17 protein-coding genes and 1 tRNA gene are annotated in these 15749 nt (G+C 64.4%); 11 read left to right on the top strand and 7 right to left on the bottom strand.

What is annotated here, in order from left to right:
• Window positions 1–140: 140 nt before the first annotated feature.
• The 6 genes from JG743_RS05355 to JG743_RS05330 all read left to right on the top strand — a co-directional run bounded on the left by JG743_RS05355 (window position 141) and on the right by JG743_RS05330 (window position 5396).
• Entirely contained in the window at window positions 141–392 is a 252-nt protein-coding gene (locus JG743_RS05355; protein ID WP_202298794.1) for a hypothetical protein, read from the top strand.
• 12 nt (window positions 393–404) lie between these two features.
• Window positions 405–1289 carry a pyridoxal kinase PdxY gene (pdxY, locus tag JG743_RS05350; protein ID WP_202298793.1) on the top strand — a complete coding sequence of 295 codons (885 nt, stop codon included), beginning with the start codon at window positions 405–407 and terminating at the stop codon, window positions 1287–1289.
• A complete protein-coding gene (locus JG743_RS05345) occupies window positions 1286–2050 on the top strand; it encodes a DUF429 domain-containing protein (RefSeq protein WP_202298792.1) in 765 nt (254 codons plus the stop codon). Before pdxY ends, JG743_RS05345 begins: the two co-directional genes overlap by 4 nt.
• Before the next feature lie 140 nt (window positions 2051–2190).
• Window positions 2191–2835 carry a carbonic anhydrase gene (locus JG743_RS05340; protein WP_202298791.1) on the top strand — a complete coding sequence of 215 codons (645 nt, stop codon included), beginning with the start codon at window positions 2191–2193 and terminating at the stop codon, window positions 2833–2835.
• An 8-nt stretch (window positions 2836–2843) separates the two neighbouring features.
• On the top strand, window positions 2844–3257 hold the full coding sequence (locus JG743_RS05335; RefSeq protein ID WP_202298790.1) for a nuclear transport factor 2 family protein: 414 nt from the start codon (window positions 2844–2846) through the stop codon (window positions 3255–3257).
• Between the two features lie 90 nt (window positions 3258–3347).
• A complete protein-coding gene (locus JG743_RS05330) occupies window positions 3348–5396 on the top strand; it encodes a M3 family metallopeptidase (RefSeq protein ID WP_202298789.1) in 2049 nt (682 codons plus the stop codon).
• Window positions 5397–5503: 107 nt separating this feature from the next.
• Here the strand turns inward: JG743_RS05330 and JG743_RS05325 are convergent, their stop codons facing one another.
• The 4 genes from JG743_RS05325 to JG743_RS05310 all read right to left on the bottom strand — a co-directional run bounded on the left by JG743_RS05325 (window position 5504) and on the right by JG743_RS05310 (window position 10408).
• Window positions 5504–7030, bottom strand: a complete 1527-nt coding sequence (locus tag JG743_RS05325; RefSeq protein ID WP_202298788.1) for a M81 family metallopeptidase — start codon at window positions 7028–7030, stop codon at window positions 5504–5506.
• Window positions 7031–7054: 24 nt separating this feature from the next.
• On the bottom strand, window positions 7055–7882 hold the full coding sequence (locus tag JG743_RS05320; RefSeq protein ID WP_202298787.1) for a carbohydrate ABC transporter permease: 828 nt from the start codon (window positions 7880–7882) through the stop codon (window positions 7055–7057).
• Window positions 7879–8748 (bottom strand): carbohydrate ABC transporter permease, encoded by an 870-nt coding sequence (locus JG743_RS05315; protein WP_202298786.1) that lies wholly within the window; start codon window positions 8746–8748, stop codon window positions 7879–7881. The genes JG743_RS05320 and JG743_RS05315 overlap by 4 nt, the downstream gene beginning before the upstream one ends.
• 424 nt (window positions 8749–9172) lie before the next feature.
• A complete protein-coding gene (locus tag JG743_RS05310) occupies window positions 9173–10408 on the bottom strand; it encodes an ABC transporter substrate-binding protein (protein ID WP_202298785.1) in 1236 nt (411 codons plus the stop codon).
• Between the two features lie 180 nt (window positions 10409–10588).
• Here JG743_RS05310 and JG743_RS05305 point away from each other — a divergent pair, with 180 nt between their 5' ends.
• From JG743_RS05305 to JG743_RS05295, 3 genes are read left to right on the top strand one after another with little or no spacing between them, the layout of a single operon-like run.
• Window positions 10589–11359, top strand: a complete 771-nt coding sequence (locus JG743_RS05305; RefSeq protein WP_202298784.1) for an SDR family NAD(P)-dependent oxidoreductase — start codon at window positions 10589–10591, stop codon at window positions 11357–11359.
• 2 nt (window positions 11360–11361) lie between these two features.
• Window positions 11362–12429 carry an ABC transporter ATP-binding protein gene (locus tag JG743_RS05300; RefSeq protein WP_202298783.1) on the top strand — a complete coding sequence of 356 codons (1068 nt, stop codon included), beginning with the start codon at window positions 11362–11364 and terminating at the stop codon, window positions 12427–12429.
• Between the two features lie 30 nt (window positions 12430–12459).
• Window positions 12460–13341, top strand: a complete 882-nt coding sequence (locus tag JG743_RS05295; RefSeq protein WP_202298782.1) for a MurR/RpiR family transcriptional regulator — start codon at window positions 12460–12462, stop codon at window positions 13339–13341.
• 4 nt (window positions 13342–13345) lie between these two features.
• Here the strand turns inward: JG743_RS05295 and JG743_RS05290 are convergent, their stop codons facing one another.
• Window positions 13346–13657 (bottom strand): DUF167 family protein, encoded by a 312-nt coding sequence (locus JG743_RS05290; protein WP_202298781.1) that lies wholly within the window; start codon window positions 13655–13657, stop codon window positions 13346–13348.
• Window positions 13658–13665: 8 nt separating this feature from the next.
• Window positions 13666–13956 carry a YggT family protein gene (locus JG743_RS05285; protein WP_202298780.1) on the bottom strand — a complete coding sequence of 97 codons (291 nt, stop codon included), beginning with the start codon at window positions 13954–13956 and terminating at the stop codon, window positions 13666–13668.
• 148 nt (window positions 13957–14104) lie between these two features.
• On the opposite strand from JG743_RS05285, the gene JG743_RS05280 reads away from it, so the two are divergent.
• A tRNA-Ala gene (locus JG743_RS05280) sits at window positions 14105–14180 on the top strand.
• Window positions 14181–14552: 372 nt separating this feature from the next.
• Here JG743_RS05280 and JG743_RS05275 read toward each other — a convergent pair.
• Window positions 14553–15080, bottom strand: a complete 528-nt coding sequence (locus tag JG743_RS05275) for a hypothetical protein (protein WP_202298779.1) — start codon at window positions 15078–15080, stop codon at window positions 14553–14555.
• Window positions 15081–15249: 169 nt separating this feature from the next.
• Between JG743_RS05275 and JG743_RS05270 the strand changes: the two genes are divergently transcribed.
• The gene (locus tag JG743_RS05270; RefSeq protein ID WP_202298778.1) at window positions 15250–15444 is read left to right on the top strand and encodes a hypothetical protein; all 195 of its coding nucleotides are present in this window, start codon (window positions 15250–15252) and stop codon (window positions 15442–15444) included.
• Window positions 15445–15749 lie beyond the last annotated feature (305 nt).

Raw genomic sequence — 15749 nt, 5'->3', positions numbered from 1 at the left:
CACGCGAAGCATTACCACAATCCACGCGCAAGAAAATGACCCCAGCCGCAAAGCCTCCGCTGCCATCCCGCTACCCTGCAGGCAGGCCCTGTGAATGGCCAAGCGAACAGGCTAAGGTCCCGGCTGAACAGGACATTGCCATGGCCGAGCGCCAGGACAGCGACAAGGAATCGCGCCGCATTCTCGAGCGCGTGGAGCGGGAGACCAACCCGGGCGGCACGTCTTTCATCGCCCGCACAGCGAAGAACGCGCGCGACCATGTCAGCGCCGCGGACGCCGACCGTTCGGACCCGATCGACTATTGGGGCACCCGCATCGGCAGGGTGCTGGGGCTCGTCATCGCCTTCGGCCTGCTGGCCTGGCTGGTGTATTTCGCCACGCGTGGCGGTTAGGACCGGACATCCATGAACGCTGAAAAAGCCGGCGCGCCGCGCGCGGTCATCGTCATCTCCAGCCATGTCGCCCGCGGCTCCGTCGGCAACCGCGCCGCAGTCTTTGCGCTGGAGACGCTGGGCTTTCCTGTCTGGGCGGTGCCGACCGTCGTCCTGCCCTGGCATCCGGGCCACGGCCGGGCGACCCGCATCGTGCCGCCGCTTGACCAGTTCAAGGCGCTGATGGCCGATCTCGAGCGCGCGCCCTGGCTGGGCGAGGTCGGCGCGGTGCTGTCGGGCTATCTCGGCGAGGCCGGCCAGGCGGAGGCCGTCGCCTCGCTGGTCACCGCCGTCAAGGAGCGGACACCGAACGCCGTCTATATCTGCGATCCGGTGATGGGCGATTCCGGCGGGCTCTACGTGCCGGAGCCGACGGCTGCCGCCTTGCGCGACCGGCTGATGCCGATCGCCGACATCGCCACGCCCAACCGCTACGAGCTGGAATGGATGGCCGGGGCGCCGCTTGCCGATCTGAAATCGGTGATGTCGGCCGCCCTTCACGCCGGCCCCTCGACCATGCTGGTCACCTCCGCGCCGTCGATGATGGCCGGCGGCACCGGCAACCTCCTGCTCGATTCCAGGCAGGCGCTGCTTGCCGAGCATCGCCTTATCGACAAGCCGCCGAACGGGCTGGGCGACCTGACGGCCGCCGTCTATCTGGCGCGCATCCTCTCCGGCCAGCCGCCGATCAAGGCGCTGCAGTCGACCACGGCCGCAGTCTACGAGATCCTGGCGCGCACCGCAAAACGTGGCGGCGACGAGCTGCAGCTCGAGACCGACGCGCAGAGCCTGTCGCATCCTATGGCGATGGTGCAGCTGCGCCATCTCCTGCATCCGGAGCGGGACAAGCGGGCGTGACGGCCGGCGTGCTGGTCGGCGTCGACGGCTGCAAGGCCGGCTGGATCGCTGTCCGCCACGATCCGGGCTTCGCTCCGTCAGTTTCTGTCTTTCCAGGCTTTGCCGCTTTGCTCGCCACTCTGCCCGCCAGCGCCACAATCGCCGTCGACATGCCGATCGGCCTGCCGGACTTTTCGCAAAGAGGTGGGCGCGGACCGGAGGCACTGGTGCGGCCGCTGCTCGGGGAGCGGCAATCGAGCGTGTTCTCGATCCCCTCGCGCGCGGCGCTCTATGCCGACGCAAGTGACTTCACCACGGTCGAAGCCTGGTATGCGGCGCATCGCCGGGCCAGCGAGGTGGCGAAGGCCACATCCGATCCGCCGCGCGGCGTCTCGATCCAGGCTTTCGGCATCTTTGCCAAGATTCGCGAGATCGACGCGCTGCTGATCACGCATCCCGAACTGCGCGGCCGCGTCTTCGAATCGCATCCGGAAGTGGCGTTCTGCCGGCTGAATGGCGGGAAAGCCATGGCGCTGCCGAAGAAAATCAAGGGCGCGATCAATCCGGCCGGCATGGAGGAACGCAAGGCGCTGCTGTGCCGGCATGGCTACGACAAAAGCTTCCTCGACCATCCGGCCCCCAAGGGTGCCGCCGCCGACGATTTCCTCGATGCGGCGGCGATGATGCTGGTTGCCGGGCGCATCGCCAATGGCGAGGCAAGGCCGCATCCGGACCCACCGCTGACCGATCGTTATGGCATACCGGTCGCCATCTGGGCGTAACGGCGAGCATGCGCGCCGCATCGCGATTGCGACGGAGCCATCCGCAATTCGGCATTGCCCGCGACCGGCTTTTGCCGTTAGAGGGCTTTCCAGATTGAACTGTGCAGCTGCCTCCAGCCCCGGAAAGGCTTTAGCCGCCCATGCCCCATCTTCCCGAACATCTGCTCAACGGCTATCGCAATTTCATGAACGGCCGTTATCCGGCCGAAAGCGGGCGCTACCGCTCGCTGGCGCGCGAAGGCCAGGCGCCCGAGACGATGATCGTCGCCTGCTGCGACTCCCGCTCCGCCCCTGAGGCGATCTTCGATGCCGGCCCAGGCGAGCTGTTCGTGCTGCGCAATGTCGGCAATCTCGTGCCGCCCTATGCGCCGGACGGCGAGTTCCATTCGACCTCGGCCGCGCTCGAATTCGCCGTGCAGAGCCTGAAGGTGAAGAACATCGTGGTAATGGGGCATGGCCGCTGCGGCGGCATCCGCGCCGCGCTCGACCCCAATTCCGCGCCGCTCTCGCCCGGCGACTTCATCGGCAAGTGGATGAGCCTGATCGCGCCCGCTGCCGAGACCGTCTCGTCCAGCACCTTCATGACGGCGACCGAGCGCCAGACCGCGTTGGAGCGCATCTCGATCCGCTACTCGATCGCCAACCTCCGCAGCTTCCCCTGCGTCTCCATCCTCGAAGGCAAGGGCCGGCTGTCGCTGCACGGCGCTTGGTTCGACATCTCGACCGGCGAGCTTTGGGTGATGAACAAGGAGACCGGCGATTTCGAGCGGCCGGATCTGGGGTGAGGCCGGCGATGCGGATCGTTTTCCAGGGAACCGCGATAGCCGCCGTACTGCTCTTTTCGGGCCTCGCCGCCCGCGCCGATGACGGCGCGCTGATCGACCGCTGGTATTCGGCGCTGCTGGTCGCCGACCGCACCGAATTGTCCGACCTGCTGGCTGACGACGTGCGCATCACGCTCGACGATCTCGGCGTCGTCCAGACCAAGCAGGAGTTCATCGCCTCGATCGACGATTGGCAGGGCGCCGTCGCCGGCGCCGCGATCCGCCACCGTATCGAGAAGTCGGAAGCCGGCGTCACCACGGTGATCGCCTGCTACGACTTCCCCAGCAACGACATGCTGATGCGCGAGACCTTCTCGGTCGCCGGCAACCGCATCACCTCCAGCACCCAGGCGGCGATCGCGGAAAGCTGCGAGACTTACTGACCAATCACGATCCGGTTGCAAGGTTGCGCGCGGCAGGCCCGCGCCCTACATCGGTTTCGCCTCCCATTGCCACCAATCGAAAGTTCTTCCATGTCATCAGCCGTCGATCTCGCCGCCCATCCGCTGACCAAATGGCAAGGGCCGCTCGGCCTGCCGGATTTCACCCGCATCGGCGATGGCGATTTTGGCCCGGTCTTCGACGCAGCGCTGAAGGCACACGCAACTGAGATCGACGCCATCGCCGGCAACAGCGAGGCGCCGACGATCGACAACACGCTGGCCGCGCTCGAGCTCGCCGGCGAGCCGCTCGACCAGGTCTCGTCGATCTTCTGGTGCCGCGCCGGCGCCCACACCAATGAGGACATCCAGGCGCTGGAGCGCGACATCTCGCCGAAGATGTCGAGGCATTTCTCGGCCATCTCCATGAACGAGAAACTGTTTGCCCGCATCGACGACCTCTACCAGCGCCGCGAAAGCCTGAAGCTGGATGCCGAGACGCTGCGCGTGCTGGAAAAGACCTGGAAGGGTTTTGTCCGGTCCGGCGCCAAGCTCGACGCCGACGGCAAGAAGCGGCTGGCCAAGATCAACGAGGACCTGTCCTCGCTCGGCACCAATTTCGGCCAGAACGTGCTGGCCGACGAGCGCGACTGGGCACTGTTCCTCGACGCGGCCGACCTCGCCGGCCTGCCCGACTTCCTCAAGAGCGCCATGGCCGAAGCGGCCGAGATGCGCGGCCAGAAGGGCCGTTACGCCGTCACGCTCTCACGCTCGATCTATGAGCCCTTCTCGACCTTCTCCGAGCGCCGCGACCTGCGCGAGATCGCCTTCCGCGCCTTCACCATGCGCGGCCAGAATGGCGGCGCTTCCGACAACACCGACGTCGTCCGCGACATGCTGAAGCTGCGCGCCGAGAAGGCAGAACTGCTCGGCTACGGCTCCTTCGCGGCGCTCAAGCTCGACGACACTATGGCGAAGACGCCGAAGGCCGTGCACGCGCTGCTCGATCCGGTCTGGGAAAAGGCGCTGGAGAAGGCGGCGAGCGACCAGAAGCAATTGGAGCGACTGGCGGCCGAGGCCGGCAGCAACGAGACATTTGCCGCCTGGGACTGGCGCTTCTACCAGGAGAAGCTGCGCGCCGAGAAGTTCGCCTTCGATGAGGCCGAGCTGAAGCCCTACCTGCAGCTCGAGCGCGTCATCGACGCCTGCTTCGATGTCGCGACAAAGCTGTTCGGCATCACCTTCGAGGAAAAGAAGGGCATCGCCGCCTGGCATCCCGACGCGCGCGTCTTTGTCGTGAAAAACGCTGACGGCAGCGAGCGCGGTCTGTTCCTCGCCGATTACTTCGCGCGGCCCTCCAAACGCTCGGGTGCCTGGATGAGCGCGCTGAAGTCCGGCTACAAGCTCGGCCACGGCTCGAAGCCCGTCATCTACAACATCATGAACTTCGCCAAGCCACCGGCCGGCGAGGCAGCGCTTCTGTCGGTCGACGAGGCCAAGACGCTGTTCCACGAATTCGGCCATGCGCTGCACGGCATGCTGACCGACGTCACATGGCCGTCGGTCTCCGGCACGTCCGTGAGCCGCGATTTCGTCGAGCTGCCCTCGCAGCTCTACGAGCACTGGCTAACGGTGCCGGCGGTGCTGGAAAAGCATGCGCTGCACGTCAAGACCGGCAAGCCGATGCCCAAGGCGCTGCTCGACAAGATGCTGGCGACGCGCACCTTCGGCGCCGGCTTCGCCACCGTTGAGTTCACCGCCTCGGCGCTGATCGACATGGCCTACCATGCACGGCCGGATGCACCGGCTGAGCCGCTTCGTTTCGAAACCGAAACGCTGGACAGGCTCGACATGCCCGACACGATCGCCATGCGCCACCGCACTCCGCATTTCGGCCATGTCTTTTCCGGCGACGGCTATTCGGCCGGCTACTATTCCTACATGTGGTCCGAAGTGCTCGACGCCGACGCCTTCGCCGCCTTCGAGGAGACCGGCGATCCCTTCAACCCGGCGCTGGCCGAGCGGCTGCGAGAAAATATCTACGCCGCCGGCGGCTCGAAGGATCCGGAAGAGCTCTACACCGCGTTTCGCGGCAAGATGCCGTCGCCCGAAGCGATGATGGTGAAGCGGGGGCTGGTTTAGCGCCCTCTTCCTTCTCCCCCTGTGGGAGAAGGTGGATCGGCGCGCAGCGCCGAGCCGGATGAGGGGTGCGCGACGGAGTGAGGCGTTGGCGTTCCCTGGAACACCCCTCATCCGTCGCCTTCGGCGACACCTTCTCCCGCAAGGGGAGAAGGGGGAGCTTTGTCTCCCCACGGATCCGCTACTCGCGGCCACACCGGTCGCGTCAGCTTGGTATAATTGGTCACGGCCGGGTTGCTCGGATACGAACTCGGCGCCGAGACATAGATGATCTCGGCGGCGATCGGCGCGAAGCCGGCGTAGAAATGGTTGGTCGACTTGATCAGCAGTATGTCCTTCGACAGCGGATCAATTCCGATGTTGGAAAAAATATCCGGCTCGAAGGTCTGCGTGCGGTTGGTGTTGAGGATGACATCGACCTCGGTGCCTTCGATACGCACCACCGCAGCCGACCCCAACGTCACCCGGCTCGGTCCGAAACTCTGCCAGCCTTCGCCGACCGTCTTCAGAACCTTGACGCGCGCATCGATCGGCTCGCCTGCCAGCGGCCCGGCCTTGCCGCCGAAGCGCAGATCGATGACGGCGCCCTCGCCCGCTGCCTGACAGAACGTCACCGCGATCGGATCCCAGATCGTCGCCACGCCGACATTGCCCAGGCCACTTTCCAGCATAGCGCGCAGCACGACGGTGCCGTCGCCGGCAACGCCGCCACCGGGATTGTCCCAGATGTCGGCAATGACCACCGGCTTGTTCGGGTTTTCCTTGCGCACGGCGAGCGCGCGCTCGATGCCGTCGGCCGTGCTCAGCATCGTCATCGCTGTCTTTTCGCGCATGGCGTAAAGCTCGCGCCCCAGCCTTTCCGCCAGCGCATCGCCCTTGTCCTTGTCGTTGTCGGTGACGACCAGGATGCGCGTGCCCATTTCCGGCACGTCGGCGGCCATGAAGCCGTGGACGACCGAGACCGACAGCACGCCGTCCCTGCCATGCAGCGCCTTGATGCGGTCGACGAAGGAGCGCATCGGCTCGCGGCTGGTCGGCAGCACCTGGATCATGCGGCAGTCGAAGGTCGAGATCACCGGCTTGATCTCGCCGCGTGCGGCCGCCAGGCCGAGCTCGACGACATGGTCGCCGCGCTCGTAGAAGTCGGTGTGCGGGAATTCGAGGAAGTAGGCCATGATGTCGCACGCCGCGACACGCTTCGGCGTCAGATGGCTGTGCGGGTCGAATTCCGAGGCGATCACCACCTCCGGCCCGACGATCGCCCGCACGCGTTCAAGCAGGTCGCCCTCGCAATCGTCATAGCCTTGCGCCACCATCGCGCCGTGCAGACCGAGGATGACGGCATCGACTGGCAAGGCCGCCTTGAGCTGATCCAGGATCTCGTCGCGCAACGCCTCATAGGTCTGCCGCTGCACAAGGCCGCCAGGCTCGGCCCAGGTGGCGGTGCCTTCGATGACGGTCAGTCCTTCCTTTGCCGCGCGCCGGCGCAGCGCCACGATCGGCGACGAGCACAGCGTCGGTGTTTCCGGATGCTTGCCCGGCCCGGCATAGAAGGCCATCTCGAACGAGGCCCGGTCGGTCGGCACCGGCGAGAAGGTGTTGGTTTCCGTCGCCAGCGAGGCGGTGAAGATGCGCATGAAAGCTCCGTAGCGGAATATCGGCTATTTGACGGCCCCGAGCGCCAGGCCCCTGACCAGGTAGCGCTGCAGCCAGATGAACAGGATCGCCACCGGCAAGGTGGCGAGCAGCGTGGCGGCCATGACATGGTGCCATTCGATCGTGTAACGGCCTGCGACCAGCGAGAAGACCTGGATCGGCAGCGTGTAGCTTTCCTGGCTGCGCAGCATGGTGAGCGCCACGACGAATTCGTTCCAGGCGTTGATGAAGGTGAAGATCGCCGTCACCGCGATCGCCGGCAGGCAAAGCGGCAGGAACACTTTTCGCAAGGTCAGCCAGCGGCCGGCGCCTTCCATCCAGGCGGCTTCCTCGAGGTCGCGCGGGATGGTGTCGAAATAGCTCTGCAGCATCCACACCGTGAAGGCGACGTTGAAGGCCATGTAGATGAAGCCAAGCGCCGTCGTCGATTCGATCAGGCCCCAGGCCGCCATCAATCTGAACAGGCCGAGCACCAGCACGATCGGCGAGATCATCTGCGAGATCAAAAGGAACTGGCGGAAGGCGCCGTAACCGGCAAAGCGGAAGCGCGACATGGCATAGGCCGCCGGCACCGAGATCAGGATGGCGCCGACCGTTGCGATCACCGAGACGTAGAGCGAGTTGACGAGCGCCTGGCCGAAGCCGGTCGCCACCCACATGTCGACAAAATTCGACCAGTGGAACGCGCTTGGCCACCAGGTTGGCGACAGCACTTCGGCCCGCGGCTTGACCGCGGTGAGCAACATCACCGCGAAGGGGAAGATCGTCACCACGATAAGCGGCGACAGCAGCAGCCAGGCGACGATCGAGCGCTTCAGCTTGCCGTTGCTCATGCCCGCTGCTCCCGCATGGCGAGGCGCACATAGATCATGGTGAAGACGAGCAGGATGGCGAACATCACCAGCGACACCGCCGACGCCTCGCCCAGTTTGCCGATGCGGAAGGCGAGCTTGTAGAGATGGGTGACCAGAATGTCGGTCGAGTTCGCCGGTCCGCCCTGCGTCATCACCCAGATGATCGGGAAGGAGTTGAAGACGTAGATCGTGTTGAGCACGATCGCGATGTTGATGAACGGTTTTAAGAGCGGAAAGGTGACCTCACGGAACTGCTGATACGGCGTGGCGCCCTCCAGTGCGGCCGCCTCGTAGAGGTCGTCGGGGATCGACGACAGCCCGCCGAGGAAGATGGTCGTGGTGAACGGCACCGTCACCAGTATGCCGATCAGCACCTGCATCGGGAACGCCGTCTCGGCGCTGGCCAGCCACTGGATGTTCTGGCTGATCAGGCCGAGCCCCATCAGCGCCGAATTCAGCATGCCGCTTTCGCCGTTGAGCGCCCAGCGCCAAACCACCGCCGTCATGGTCAGCGACACCGCCCAAGGCAGCATGATGATGACGCGGGCGAGGCCGCGACCGTAGAAATCGGTGTTGAGGATCATCGCCACCGGGATCGACAGCAAGAGTGCGCCGCCGACCACCAGCACCGTCCACAGGCCGGTTCGCCAGAGGGCTGCTATGAAATCGGGATCGGCGAACAATGCCGAGAAATTGGTGAGACCACTGAAGTCGCGCAACTGGCCGAAGCGGCTGACGTCATGCGTCGAGATCTGCAGCAGGTCCCAGACCGGCCAGAAGATGACCACAGCCGCCAGGAACAGGCTGGGCAAGGTCAGGAGATAGGGCAAGAAACGATTTTGCATCGGCTGTTTTCAGCTCTGATCTGTTCTTTTCAACCGCTCAGTCGAACTCTTTCCAGGCGCCTGTGCTACCACTCACCTGCCTGCCCGTCCCCCGCGGCAGTTGCGGAAGAGGGCCCTTCCTCTCCCCCGTCGATCGGGGGAGAGGTGTCGAGCGAAGCTCGACGGAGTGGGGGTCGACGGCTGGGCGCAAGGCGAGGCGATGCTTGCGCCTAGTGCCCTTCCTATGTCCGTTCGCGGTGGTTGCCAGGTGGTTCCCCCACTCCGTCTCGGCTTCGCCGAGCCACCTCTCCCCCCTCCGGAGGGAGAGGAAAGGAACCTGGCTGGGGCGGCGCTGATATTGACGAACTATCTTTCTGCTCAATTCTAAAAGGTGTGGCGCGCCCCGACGGGGTGGGGCGCGCCACGGGCGTCGGGAGTGAACGCCCTATTTCTTCAGCACCGCGTTGGCCTTGGCCGCCGCGTCCTTCAGCGCAGCCTCCGGCTCGGCGCTGCCGAGATAGATCTTCTGCATCGCATCGGACGTGATCTGGGCGATCTCTTCCCAGCCCGGGATGACCGGTGCGAAGCGGGCGTCGGGCAACAGCGCGGTGAAGGCGGCGAGGTCGGCGTTGTTGACGTAGTAGTCCATCTTCGCCTCTTCCTTGTTCACCGGCAGGAAGCCTTCGCCTTGCGTGAACTTGGCGCGCTGCTCCTTGGTGAACAGGAAGTCGAGCAGCTTCCAGGCCTCGTCCTTGTTCTTGGAATTCTTGAACATGATGATGGAGTCGGTGACGCCATAGGTGCCGCGCGCCCCGGTCGGCCCGGCGGGAATGGCGGCGACGCCGTATTTCAGGTTCGGTGCCTCGTCCTTGATCTGGTTGGACAGGAAGGGCGCGGTGATCATCATGCCGACCTTGCCCTGCTTGAACAGGTTCTGCACGTCCTCGCGGTTGTTGGAGGTGACGCCCGGCTCGGTCAGGCCCTCGTCGATCATCGACTTGTAGAGTTTGGCGGCGTCGAGCGCGCCCGGCGTGCCAAGGCCCGAGGTGCCGTCCTTGTTGAGGATCTCGGTGCCCTGCGACCACATCGCATAGTAGTAGTAGACGTCGGTCTCGATCTCCTTGCCCTGCAGGCCGAAGCCGAACGTGCCGGAGCCGAGCGCCTTGATCTTGCGGGCATCCTCCTGCAGCTCGGTCCAGGTGGCCGGTGGCTTGGCGATGCCGGCCTTCTCGAACAGCTCCTTGTTGTAATACATGGCGCGCGCCGAGGCGGCGATCGGCAGGCCGTAGGTCTTGCCCTCCATGATCGAGGGCGACAGGAAGGTGTCGATGAAGCGGTCCTTGAACTCGGGCGTGATGTAGCCGTCGAGCGGCTCGGCGACATCCTGCTGCACGAAGTCGATCAGCCAGCGCGTGCCGATGATCGACAGGTCGGCATTGGTGCCGGCGGTGATGTCGGTGGTCAGCTTCTGCAGCAACACCTCCCACGGCACCACTTCGAACTTGACGGTGATACCCGGGTTGGCCGCTTCGAATTCCTTTTTGACGTCCTGGAAATAGGGGCCTGTCTTGGCGCTGTATTCGGCGACGGTGACGCGCACCTCTCCCGCATCGGCCGGCGCCGCAAACGCCAGCATGCTCATTCCGGCCGTCAGGCCGACAGTCCATTTCGCAAGGCTCATCTGATCTCTCCCATTGATCTGCGCTGATGCGCTTCCGCTCCGACGGGCGGAACAGAATTGATGTGACTTTCCTACATTATCGATCATTAGGCGCTTCGCAAGCAAATTATTCTGTTGCTAAATTACATTTGATTGCCTAGCCTCGCAGCCGAACGTCTGCATCATGGAGGAGCGCGCGCGGTGGTTTCGAGAGCCGAATTCGAGGGCAAGACGGCCGTGGTCACGGGCGCCGGCGGCGGCTTGGGGTCGGCGATCGTGGCGCTGCTGGCGGAGCGCGGCGCGCGCGTGGTCGGCTGCGATCAGTCGAACGAGTCCCTGGCCGGCCCGCATTTCGCCTCCCGCCATGTCTTCAACCTGCTCGACCGCGCCTCGATGGAGACGGCGGTCGCCGCGATCCTCGACCGGGACGGCATCCCGGACATCCTGATCAACAATGCCGGCTGGACGCGCGCGGAGACGATTGGCGCGCTGACGGCGGACAAGATCGAGCACGAGCTCGACCTCAACCTGACCGGCGTCATGACTTTCGCCGACCCGCTCATCAAGGCGATGGCCAAACGCGGCTCCGGCAGCGTCGTCTTCATCTCATCGGTCAACGCCATTTCCCATTTCGGCAATCCGGCCTATGCCGCCGCCAAGGCCGGCATCAATGCCTATGCCAAGTCGATCGCCGTCGAGCTCGGCCGCAGCGGCGTGCGCGCCAATGTCGTCTGCCCGGGATCGATCCGCACCGCCGCGTGGGATCATCGCCTGGCCAAGGACCCCGAAATCCTCGGCAAGCTCAAGCGGCTCTATCCGCTCGGTCGCATCGTCAACGCACCGGAAGTGGCGGAAGCGGTGGCCTTCCTTGCTTCCGACCGGGCATCGGGCGTAACAGGCGTGGTGATGCCGGTGGATGCGGGGCTCACCGCCGGCTGCCTGCCCTTCATCGACGACATATTGGGAGCGTGACCATGACCGATGTCCAGTTCCGCAACCTGTCGAAATCGTTCGGCCACCACAGCATCCTCGAGGACATCGACCTCGAGATCAAAAGCGGCGAGTTCGTCGTTCTGGTCGGCCCTTCGGGCTGCGGCAAGTCGACCCTGCTGCGCATGCTGGCCGGGCTGGAGACGATCAGCTCCGGCGATCTCCTGATTGGCGGCATGCGCGCCAACGACCTGCCGCCGCAGCAGCGCAACATCGCCATGGTCTTCCAGTCCTATGCATTGTTCCCGCACCTGAAGGCCGCCGACAATATCGGCTTCGGCCCGAAGATCCGCGGCGAGACGCGCGCCGCCGTCGAGGACAAGGTCAAGAAGGCGTCGGGCGTGCTCAGCCTCTTCTCCTATCTCGACCGCTATCCGAGGCAATTGTCGGGCGGTCAACGCCAGCGCGTCGCCATGGGCCGCGCCATCGTGCGCGAGCCGTCGGTATTCCTGTTCGATGAGCCGCTGTCCAACCTCGACGCGCAACTGCGCGTGCAGATGCGCACCGAGATCAAGGCGCTGCACCAGCGGCTGAAATCGACGATTGTCTATGTCACCCACGACCAGATCGAGGCCATGACCATGGCCGACCGCATCGTGGTGATGGACCGCGGCCGCATCCAGCAGGTCGGACCACCGCTGGAACTCTACGACCGGCCGGCCAACAAGTTCGTCGCCAGCTTCATCGGTTCGCCCTCGATGAGCTTCGTCTCCGGAGCGCTCAAGGCAGCCGCCGGCAATTCCTGGTTCGAGACCAGCAGTGGCGGACGGCTGGCGCTGGCAGGCAAGGCCGAGCCCACAGGCGATACGGTCGAGGCCGGCATCCGCCCAGAGCATTTCGTCATCGGCGGCACCGGTGATGCGATGGCCATCGATGTCGACGTCGTCGAGCCGACCGGCTCGGAGACGCATGTCTACGGCGCGATAGGCGGCGACACGGTGCGCGCCGTGTTCCGCGACCGCGTGCAGGTGCGGCCGGGCGACCGCTTGCCGGTCACGGTCGAACCGCGCAACATCCATCTGTTCGACAAGGCGACGGGCCTGCCCCTATGACGACACCTGCATGAAGACGAAACCACAAATATGAAGACGCCGGCCGATATCATCACACGGCTGCAATTGATGGCGCAGGACGGCACCAAGTCGGACCGCCGGCTGGCCGGCCTCGTACTAACCGATCTCGATTTCGCCTCCAAGGCGGCGATCTCGGAGATTGCCGCGCGCGTCGGCGTCAGCGAACCGACGGTGACCCGCTTCTGCCGCAATCTCGGCTGCGAGGGCCTGCGCGATTTCAAATTCTACCTGGCGCAGGCGATCGCCATCGGCGGCCAGTATCTGTCGCCGGAGCCGCTGAGCCGCGACGCGCGCGAGCAGCGCATCGCATCCGCCATCACCGAGGCGGCGATATCGGCCATCCAGCGCGCCAGCGAGAACCTCGACATGACGACGCTGGTCGGTGTCGCCGCGCGCATTGCAACCTCGGGCAATGTGCTGTGCATCGGCTCCGGCGGCATCTCCTCGATGATGGCCACCGAAATGCAGAACCGGCTGTTCCGGCTGGGCCTGCCGGTTCTGGCGCAGATCGACGGACAATTGCAGCGCATGTACGCCGCGGTCGCGACGCCCGAGACGACGCTGGTCGCCTTTTCGGTTTCCGGCTATGCGCGATCGGTCATCGAGGCGGTGCAGGTCGCCCAGCAATATGGCGCCACCACGGTCGCCATCACCGCGCCGGACTCGGCTCTGGCCAAGGCCGCCGATACGGTCATCCATCTGCAGTCGTTCGAGGATGGCAACATCTACAAGCCGACATCGTCGCGCTATGCGCTGCTCGCCATCGTCGACATGATCGTGACATCGGTCGCCGAGACGCGTGGCCCGAAGGTGCTGGAGAACCTGCGCCGCATCAAGCAGAGCGTGAACACGCTGAAGGTCGACGATCCCCGCCTGCCGCTGGGGGATTGAGCCTCTATTTTGAAAGCGCCTCGACCGCTTTCGCCAGGGCAGTTGGCTCACCCGCAACACGCAGTGTCTTCAGCCGGGCGGTGCCGCCGGCAATCACCGAAACGGCCGACGCCGGCACGCCCAGCGCCTTGGCGACCAGCCGTTCCAGCGCGAGATTGGCGGCGCCGTTTTCCGGCACGGCGCGAACGCGGGCCTTGAGGTGGCTTCTCCCGTCCGCCATCGTCTCGACGTCCTCGATCCTGTCGAGCGCCGCTTTCGGCGTCAGCCGGACGAACAGGTCGATGCCGTCGTCGCGCGAGCGGAACGGCGTGCCCATATCCGCGCTCAGACGACCAGCGACAGCACCGTGGTGAGCAGGAACTGGCGGAGGAAGAAAATGATCAGCAACAGGATGATCGGCGAAATGTCGATACCGCCGAGGTCGGGCATGAAGCGGCGGATCGGCCGGAGCGCCGGTTCAGTCAGCCGGTAGAGCATGTTGCCGATGGTGCCGACGAACTGGTTGCGCGAGTTGACGACGTTGAAGGCGTAGAGCCAGGAAAAGATTGCCGAGGCGATGATGATCCACCAATAGAGGTCAAGCGCCATGACGATGGTTTGAATAAGGGCGATCATGCCGGTCTCCAATTGTTGCCGACATGTAGCCATTGCCGGCCAAGGCGGCAAGTGCCGCCGTGCGCGCAAGCCGCAAAGGCGGCCGATCCGCAGTCGTTTCGCCTTGACACGAAACGGCCTCGCCCGATAAATGCGCCATCCGCTGGACGGGGCTGTAGCTCAGCTGGGAGAGCGCATCGTTCGCAATGATGAGGTCAGGGGTTCGATCCCCCTCAGCTCCACCAGCGGGATTATCTAAGCATATGAAATCTCAATATCGCTACGTGCGGAACGAGCGACCGAGTTAGTAGGGGGAGACGCGAGCACCGTGAGGCAGCAGCCGCTTTCGCCGCGTGCCGGCCGTTAAGACTTCTTGTCGCCGTTTGGATTTGGAACCGGCGCCTCTCGCACGTCTCGCGGCGGCGGATCGACATGCTTAGGTTTTGGCGATGATTCCCTGTCGGGACGGACAGGCGTCTTCTTCGGGTCCGGCTTGGGCGCGGGCCGCTCTTTGGTTTGATTTTGCATCAGCGTTCTCCCTGACCTCAAACCGGATAGCCGCGCTCTTTGTTCGGATGGCGCCAACTACAAGGCCCGCCACCGAAGCAGCGGGCCAATCAAGTGTCCGAAGGGCAATTGGTCAGTTCGGACCCTCGGGTTTGTTTTCGACTCGAAGCTCGGCCATACGGGTGCCTGATTTCCTCGATCGGCGCCCTTTTCTCCTCCGCATACGTTGGAACCATTGCGGCCAGGGGCGGTTTAGATTTCGAAGGGACTATTGACCTGAAGGTTTTGGGAAAATGGTCGAGATATTGGACTTTGAACTCGCCAAGGCGCGGCTCCGCATAAAGCGGGCTGAACGTTCGCTTAGCCGAGCAAACGACTTGCTGGACGAGGATCGCGGCGTTTGCATCAACCTGGCGCTTTGCGCTCGCATCAGGTCTGAGAAGCGGCGAGTCGCGGAAGCTGAGCGACGGCTGACGACGCTCAATCCGGCTGCCCACTACTGAGGAGCCGGACCCATGATGATATTCGAACCGCTCGATTGGCGCAGCGGAACGCGCGCCGATCGTCATCGGGTCGCGCTGCTCGCAATGCTGCGCGCCCGGATAGTGAGGCACCGCCAGCACGACGCCGAAGGCCATGGCGCTAAGTGCGACGTGACCAGTCCGCTCGCGGCGGGTTGCTCCGCACGGCGGAACCAAAGGGATGACCCCATGTTCAACTTTTGACGGGATCGCAAACCGTGAGGACTCGGCAATATGGTTGAACTTGTGGTGCCGCCGACAAGCACACACTGAGGAGCCCGTCGCCATGTTGTTTGGACCGCTGGACTCGAACGGCCGAAAGCGAAGTGCGGTCTACCATGCGGCCCGGCTCTCGATGTTGCACGACCGGCTGGCGAAGAAGCTTGAACAGGTCGACCATGCGGCCGGTCAGGTTGAGCAAGCTGCGGCGGTTTTGGTCGAGGCCACGCATCAGCCTGCCCTCCCTGATGCAAGGGCATAGGCAACGCGGATACCGGGACATTCCCATTCCGCATCGTTGCGGCTTTCCGTCCGGAATTGAGTGAAAATAGCTAGATGCGAGTCGGCAATTCTGCGCGTGCACCCACTTGGCACATGCATGACAATCAAGGTCTCCCTTGGGACCAGAGGGTTCCGCGAAGCAATGGAGCTGTCACAGCGGCTTGGCTACAGAGCTAAGCTACTATGCCACTTTGGGCGGGCGGGCTGGCAGCCTGCGCGACCGCAAGCTGCGATCCTCGCGAATAATGTGGCATAATTGGCTGTCGCCCAAATTTGGGGACACTG

This window comes from Mesorhizobium sp. 131-2-1 (assembly GCF_016756535.1).
GTDB lineage: Bacteria > Pseudomonadota > Alphaproteobacteria > Rhizobiales > Rhizobiaceae > Mesorhizobium.
Note: the sequence above shows the minus strand (reverse complement) of the source record. Positions and strands in the feature narration are given on the sequence as shown.